The following is a 6,412-nucleotide window of genomic DNA, read 5'->3' as shown; positions in this document are numbered from 1 at the left end:
CAGCCCCGTGGACTTTGAGCTGGAATACTCATCACAGGGCGCAGGGATCGACCTCGCCGCTTAGCCCCTGTCCACCATCCGGGGTCAAGGCCACACATCGGCTTCCGCTGCGCGCGCGACCTATGACATGTCCACCTGAAGGCCCTGGTGGATGCGGCATCCTGTGCCGCGATAAGCGCGGCATGTGGGCCTGCTATTCCATCATTCCCACTCCCGAAGGGGATGCCTCAATGGGGCGACTGAGTGGACATGCGTCTGCGATTACGACCTGACATTGACGTCGGTGTCTGGGGTTCTATGACCAGCTTGGATACGAGCCCTCAGACGTTCAGGTGAGGGCTAAATGGCTCAACGCAGATCACCCCGCCACCACAGATTCAGCTGCCCGCTGAAGGATCCCTAGACGGAACGCCTCAGGCGCGTCGCCCCTCGCTGCTAAGCGTCGCGCTGGGGGACCGGCTTACGGACAGCATCCTGCATGGGCTGATGACCCGCATTCCCTGCCGCCAAACCTTTTTAGTCTCCGGCAAAACAACCCCATAAGCCTGCGCTCAAATTGGGGTGTCTACTCCGTTAGACGGTTGGCTCGGCGTGACTAAATTGAACGCCTCGCCCGTGAAAGGATTCTGAGCGTGAACGCAGCTGACTTCTACACGGGAATAATCCCGGACGTCTATACCGCTCTTCGGAGTACCACCTTCGACGCCACCCACTATGTTGATTTCGTTGAGAAAGCTGGACAACCGGCGCTCGAACTCGGGTGCGGCGACGACGGTCCGTTTCTCGAGCTCATCCAGCGTGGCATAGACGTCGAAGGCGTCGACTCGTCGCCGGACATGCTGGACCGATGCAAGAGCCGAGCTGATGCTGCGAGCCAGTGCCTTTCCCTCAGACTCAGGTGACAGGTCCTTGTTGCTCCGGTCCAGAGCCTCTGGCCCGGAACTGTGCGGCTTTGACCGGGTGCTTCGATGTCCGATCACCCGGGGTCTCGTCGAGGCGACCGGCGAGTAGCGTGCCGAGGATTCCGAGGGCAGCGGTAAGGCCGAACACTGCGAGGAACGCCGGTGTCGTCGGCCCTAGTTTGGCGATCGCTGCCCCGCCGATGCCTGCGATGATCGCGGTGGAGAGCGTCTGAGCGAGTTGCAGGCTAGCGCTGATGCTCCCGGCTGAGTTTGTGGGCGTGCTGGTCACGGTCGCCGCCGTTGCCGCGTTGAATGCCACTCCCATGCCGATGCCTGCGACCGTCCAGCCGACGACGGCCCAGCCCGGCCATAGCCCCGGAAATGCGACGGCCGCACCCATGACGATCTCGCCGACCAGCAGTGCGAGGAATCCGATCCGGGTGGATCGGGAGCGGGTGCCCGGTCGGGCCATGTCGATCCGTGCCTGCACAAAGGATCCGGCCGTCCATGCTAGTGCTCCTGAGGCAAGCGCTAACCCGGCGAAGGTCACGTCGAGACCGTGGACCCGTGTGAGACCGAGAGGCAGGAAGGCCTCTGAACCGAAGTACACGCCGCAAAGGAGGAATCGGATGACGATTCCGGCTGGTGTTCCGCGGCGTGCGCCCAGCGTGCCAGTCGGCACGATGCGACGCAGGGCGAGGACCCCGCCCGCCAGCCCTCCGAGGCAGAGGATGATGAGCAACGGCATCACGTCCACCTCGAGACCGAATAATACGGCGCCTGTACCCATCGCGAGCAGAATCGAGAACCAAACCGGAGCCGGGATCCCCCGTCGGGCGCGCGTGCGCGGGTGGGACAGGCGGCGGGCACTGGGTAAGACGAGGGGCAGGAGGAGCAGCGTGACGGGTGCGATTGCCCAGAAGATGACGCGCCAGTCCATCAGCGACGTGAGGACGCCGGCGAAGAGGGGACCCAGAAGGGAGGGTATGGTCCAGGCCGATGATAGGAAGGCAAACATGACGGCCTGCAGTCGACCCGGGTAGGCGATGCCGACGAGGCTGTAAGCGTAGGCCATGATTGCCCCCACGCCGAGCCCTTGGAGTGCGCGGGCTGTGATGAAAATGCCCCATCCTGGAGCGAGCCCGGCCAGGAGGCAACCGGCTGCAAAGACGAGACTGCCAAAGAGGACAGTTCGAGCCGGTCCTCGGCGGTCGATGTCGGTGCCCGCAATGACGGTACCGATGATGTTGGCCAGCATGAGCGCGGACAGTGCCCAGCCATAGCCGCCCAGCCCGCCCAGCTCCTCGGCAACGGAGGGCAGGATCGTTGCAATGCCGAGTGACTCGAACGCCACCGCTCCGACGCTCGCAAGAATGCCAATCGTGAATCTTCGGAGCCGCGGAGAGAAAACCCCGCCGGCTCCGGTTTCCGGTCCGACACCCTCCGCTTTGGTCTCCCGCGTCGCATTGTGCTGCATAGCCACTCCCTAGGTTTGCGTTCCGTGGCGGAACGTAATGAATCTACGGTAGGCTATCGTCATGACGCAACCCGAGCAGGACGACTCAATTCCGGGACGCCCGTCCTCGCAAGGTCGGCCCCGGGATGCTGCGATCGACACGAGGGTCACCGAGGCGGTCGTTGAACTCCTTAGAATCGCGCCGTACAGGGCACTGACAATGGAGCGCGTCGCCGTGGCCGCAGGTACCAGCAAGCCGGCTCTGCGACGTCGCTGGAAGAGCCTGCCCGGGATTGTCGTCCATACCCTCATCTCCGTGCTCGGTACGGCACCCACGCCCGATACCGGCTGTGTCCACTGCGATCTCATCAGCGGAATTTCGAATCTCGGCGAGGCGTTCGGCGACTCCCCGATTACCCGTGCCCTGCCCGGGCTGATCTCGGACCTCGAGGCGGACCCGGAACTCCGGGACCTCTTTCGGCGCGAGTACTTCGAAGCGCGTCGGGCGACCACCCGCACCGTCCTCGAGCATGCGATCGAACGGCGCGACATCAAGGCTGGGCTCGATATGGAGCTCACCCTCGACCTCCTTGCAGCTCCGCTTTACTTCCGCGCCTTCTTCGGCCACCAGCCGATCGACGCCGATTTGGCAAAGCGAACGGTACTCAGTGTCTTGAATGGGGTCGCGACGCCCGAGTGGCAGTGCGAGCAACGGGCGAAGCACCACACCTGAGGACGATCCTTGAGCGGACAGTCGCTGTTATCGCAGCGTGAGCGCGCTTCCCGGCGTCTTGGCGCGTCTCAACAGCTAGGACATCGAAACCAGAGTTGCCCAGCAGATGCGCCATCTCTCCGATGCACCAGTAGTACGCGGTTGTGACGGCGTGTGGGAAGGGTGTACGCGGCGAACCGTCGAAGAATCCGATGAGCAGTCGCCCTCCTGGGACAAGAACTCGGGCGAATTCATTTAACGCCTGTGGAACTTCATCTGGAGGAATGTGGATCAGTGAATACCACGCCAGCACGCCCTTCAAGGTCTTATCTGAGAATTCCATCTGCCGGAAGGATCCCACTCGAAAGGGAACGTCTGGGAAGTGTGCACGCGCGTTATCGATGTTCAGGGACAAGGTCGATGCCTTCTATCGCTGCACCTCCTTGGTGCAGATAATTTGTCCAATGACACGGACCGCACCCGGCGTCAATCATTTGCCCGTCGATGCTTGATCCCCAACGTCCGATGCACTGCCGGTCAAGCTCGTGCATATTGTCGATAGAACCCAGAACGCGTGTGTACTCGGCAGCACGCGATTGGTATGCGGCCCGAGTACTTTCATTCGTCATATCGACGGGCGTATCCCGCCAGCTGGAAGCCGCAAATGAAACCGAGGAGGTATGCTCGTAAGCCCGGGTCCCTCACTGTGGTGGCTGGCCAGAGCGGGAGAGCGTTGAGTGTCCCGCTCAGGGACCCTTGTGGAACGCCAGCATGTCTGCGCGCCAGGTGACGGTGAATTGCTGCGGACTCCTACCCCCTTAGGCAGAAATACGCCATCCCGAGTACGCCTCGGTAGCCCTCTTCATATGCAGCGCGCTGATCCTCATATTGCCGACGGACCTGCTTTGCGGCGGGATGGTGGGCATCATGGGCTTCCAGCCATCGAGTAAACCTGCCGCGATATCCGGCCTCGAAGACGTCCCACTCCTGCACGCTTGCAACGTCGTCCTCCACCACCTCGAAACCAGCGGCGCGGATCTGCTCGCGCAACGCATCAGCTGTCAGGTACTCGTCATCACGTCCAGCCAGAGGGGCCGTAGCAGCCGGATGAGGTGTTGCTGACCAGATCGCCTCACCGTAGACGAGTCGACCGCCTGGGAGCACCAGAGCTCGAAGGGCGCGCAGAGCTGCAGCGTAGTCCAGCGGCTGCGCGTCCTCTACCGGCGGCCCCCAGATCTGGCTCGCGCCGATGCAGATGACAGCGTCTGCGGGGCGATCCTGAGCTTCTACCCCGGGCATCAATTCAAACGTCGCTCTGTTGAGCAGCCCGCGAGTCAATGCCTGCTGCCTCGCCCGGTCGATGGACGCGGAAGCACTGTCCACTCCACGTCCCCGTGCCTGCGGTGCCGACGTCAAAACCCGAAGTAGCAGTTCACCCCATCCACACCCCATGTCCAGAACCTCAGCCGGCGCCGGGTCGGACAAGAACGCCACAAGGTGTGCGGCACGTTCCTCGGAAAGCGGGGTGAGCCAGGTCAGGGACTCATATAGGGGCGGCAGTTCAAGCGCAGTGTCGTAGGTCACTCAATGATGTTCTCACGATTTATAGAAGCGACTGCTTGGGATATCCGCCCGTCCGGCAATGGATCGGCTTGCGGGGCGTTGCCCGACCCGGCGGTTGCCTGAACACCTTCAAAAATAATGCCGGCATGAGTACTGCGGCCACCTCCCGCACGGCGACTTCCTCGGACCTATCCCGCAACCCGGGACAGGTCTTCCGTGCCGCCGGCCAAGGCCCGGTCACGATTACCCGGCGTGACGGAGAATCCTTGACCCTACTTCCCACCCGTACGGTAGAGCGCGAGCACGAAGCGCTCCGCCTCGCCCCGCGCCCGGCAGCCGGCCGTCGCGAAGGCCTGCAGCCGGCGTCGGTGCCGCGTCCCGGATGGCGTGGGGCTGTTACCCCTATCCTTCAGCCTTGTTTTGGTTGTAGCTGCCGGCGCGTTCCTGGCCCGTGAGTTCAGCAATGGCGTCCATGACCCGGTCCGTGGCCTGGCGGCGGGCCGGCAGCGCGTGGTCGGGCCCGGTTTTCGAGAAGTACAGGGGGCGGCCCACCTTCATGGTGAAGTGCTGCGGTTTGATCCACTTTTTACCGGCCGGCTGCAGGTTCTCGGTCCCGATCAGACCCACGGGCACCACCGGCGCCCCGGAGGTCAGCGCCAGCCAGCCGACGCCGGTGCGGCCGCGGTACAGCAGGCCGTCCCGGGACCGGGTTCCTTCGGGGTAGATGCCTATGCCGCTGCCTTCCTCGAGCCGGTCCAGCAGTGTTTTCAGGGCTGCCACGGAGGCGGCCTGCTGGCCGCGTTCCACGGGAATGGAGCCCACCCCTTCAAAAAAGGTGCGCATGGCAGCTCCCTTGACGCCGGTACCGGTGAAGTATTCCGCCTTGGCGAAGAACGCCACGGGCCGGGGCATCAGGGCCTGGGTGAGGACGCTGTCCAGGAAGGACAGGTGGTTCGCGGCGACAATAAAGGCACCGGTGGCCGGAACGTTCTCCAGGCCAATCACTGTGGGCCGGCACAGCGAGGCAATCAGGCCACGGGTGGAGGCCCGGGTGAAGTCATAGACGCCCATGCGCGCAGGCCCTTTCCTGCGTGGAGAAGCACTCCAGCTCCGCTAGGAGTTCTTCCGCCGAATGCACGACGGCGGCCGCGCCTTCCGCTTCCAGCTCGCCGTCTGCGGCGAAACCCCAGCCGACGCCGATGCAGTCCAGGGCGTTGTCGGCGGCGCCGTGCACGTCGTGCAGCCGGTCCCCCACCATGACGGCGTTGTCATAGCTGCCGGCATGGCGGGTCAGCGCCGCACGGATAATGGTCTGCTTACCGTCCAGCGCGGCAGCAGCCTGCTCATCGGCGGGCGAACCGTGCACTGAATCAAAGAGGTCAAGAAGTCCCTGGACCCCAAGCAGCTCAACGGCCAGCGGTTCGGGTTTCTGGGTGGCGACGGCCAGCACGGCTCCGGCGGCCCGGAGCTGCTCCAGAACGCGGCGGATACCCGGATACGGGCGGCTCTGCGCCATTCCCTCGGTTTGGTACACGGCCCGGTACCGGGTGATGACCTCGGCAACGCGTTCCTCGGGAACGCCGGCAATCTCCTTTAGCGACACGGCCAGCGCCGGGCCCACCATGCGCTGCAGATCCGCGTCAGCCGGAACGGGCAGGCCGCACGCGGCCAGGGCGGAGCTGATGCCGCCGGTGATGCTGCCTGCCGGATCCACCAGGGTTCCGTCCAGGTCAAAGAGTACTAGGAGCCGGGATTCTTTCACCGGGACAGTTTCCCACA

At 63.9% G+C, this 6,412-nt stretch carries 7 protein-coding genes; 2 read left to right on the top strand and 5 right to left on the bottom strand.

Annotation, left to right across the window (positions count from 1 at the left end; translation table 11 throughout):
- Window positions 1–632 precede the first annotated feature (632 nt).
- Entirely contained in the window at window positions 633–902 is a 270-nt protein-coding gene (locus ABIB35_RS18090) for a class I SAM-dependent methyltransferase (protein ID WP_354183122.1), read from the top strand.
- On the opposite strand, the gene ABIB35_RS18085 is transcribed toward ABIB35_RS18090, so the two are convergent.
- Entirely contained in the window at window positions 895–2,379 is a 1,485-nt protein-coding gene (locus tag ABIB35_RS18085; protein WP_354183121.1) for an MFS transporter, read from the bottom strand. The two genes, ABIB35_RS18090 and ABIB35_RS18085, sit on opposite strands and share 8 nt — an antisense overlap.
- Window positions 2,380–2,440: 61 nt before the next feature.
- Here ABIB35_RS18085 and ABIB35_RS18080 point away from each other — a divergent pair, with 61 nt between their 5' ends.
- Window positions 2,441–3,091 carry a TetR/AcrR family transcriptional regulator gene (locus tag ABIB35_RS18080; protein WP_354183120.1) on the top strand — a complete coding sequence of 217 codons (651 nt, stop codon included), beginning with the start codon at window positions 2,441–2,443 and terminating at the stop codon, window positions 3,089–3,091.
- Here the strand turns inward: ABIB35_RS18080 and ABIB35_RS18075 are convergent.
- The 4 genes from ABIB35_RS18075 to ABIB35_RS18060 form a co-directional block, all read right to left on the bottom strand.
- Complete coding sequence (locus ABIB35_RS18075) at window positions 3,024–3,413, bottom strand: class I SAM-dependent methyltransferase (RefSeq protein ID WP_354183126.1); 390 nt, start codon at window positions 3,411–3,413, stop codon at window positions 3,024–3,026. The two genes, ABIB35_RS18080 and ABIB35_RS18075, sit on opposite strands and share 68 nt — an antisense overlap.
- A gap of 467 nt (window positions 3,414–3,880) precedes the next feature.
- Entirely contained in the window at window positions 3,881–4,654 is a 774-nt protein-coding gene (locus tag ABIB35_RS18070; protein ID WP_354183119.1) for an SAM-dependent methyltransferase, read from the bottom strand.
- 381 nt (window positions 4,655–5,035) lie between these two features.
- Window positions 5,036–5,704 (bottom strand): lysophospholipid acyltransferase family protein, encoded by a 669-nt coding sequence (locus ABIB35_RS18065; RefSeq protein ID WP_354183118.1) that lies wholly within the window; start codon window positions 5,702–5,704, stop codon window positions 5,036–5,038.
- Window positions 5,691–6,395: an HAD hydrolase-like protein gene (locus ABIB35_RS18060; RefSeq protein ID WP_354183117.1), complete on the bottom strand. Its 705-nt coding sequence runs from the start codon at window positions 6,393–6,395 to the stop codon at window positions 5,691–5,693. The genes ABIB35_RS18065 and ABIB35_RS18060 overlap by 14 nt, the downstream gene beginning before the upstream one ends.
- Window positions 6,396–6,412 lie beyond the last annotated feature (17 nt).

This window comes from Arthrobacter sp. UYP6, from assembly GCF_040547315.1.
Lineage (GTDB): Bacteria > Actinomycetota > Actinomycetes > Actinomycetales > Micrococcaceae > Arthrobacter_B.
The sequence above is the reverse complement of the archived record's forward strand: the minus strand, read 5'-3'. Positions and strand labels throughout refer to the sequence as shown.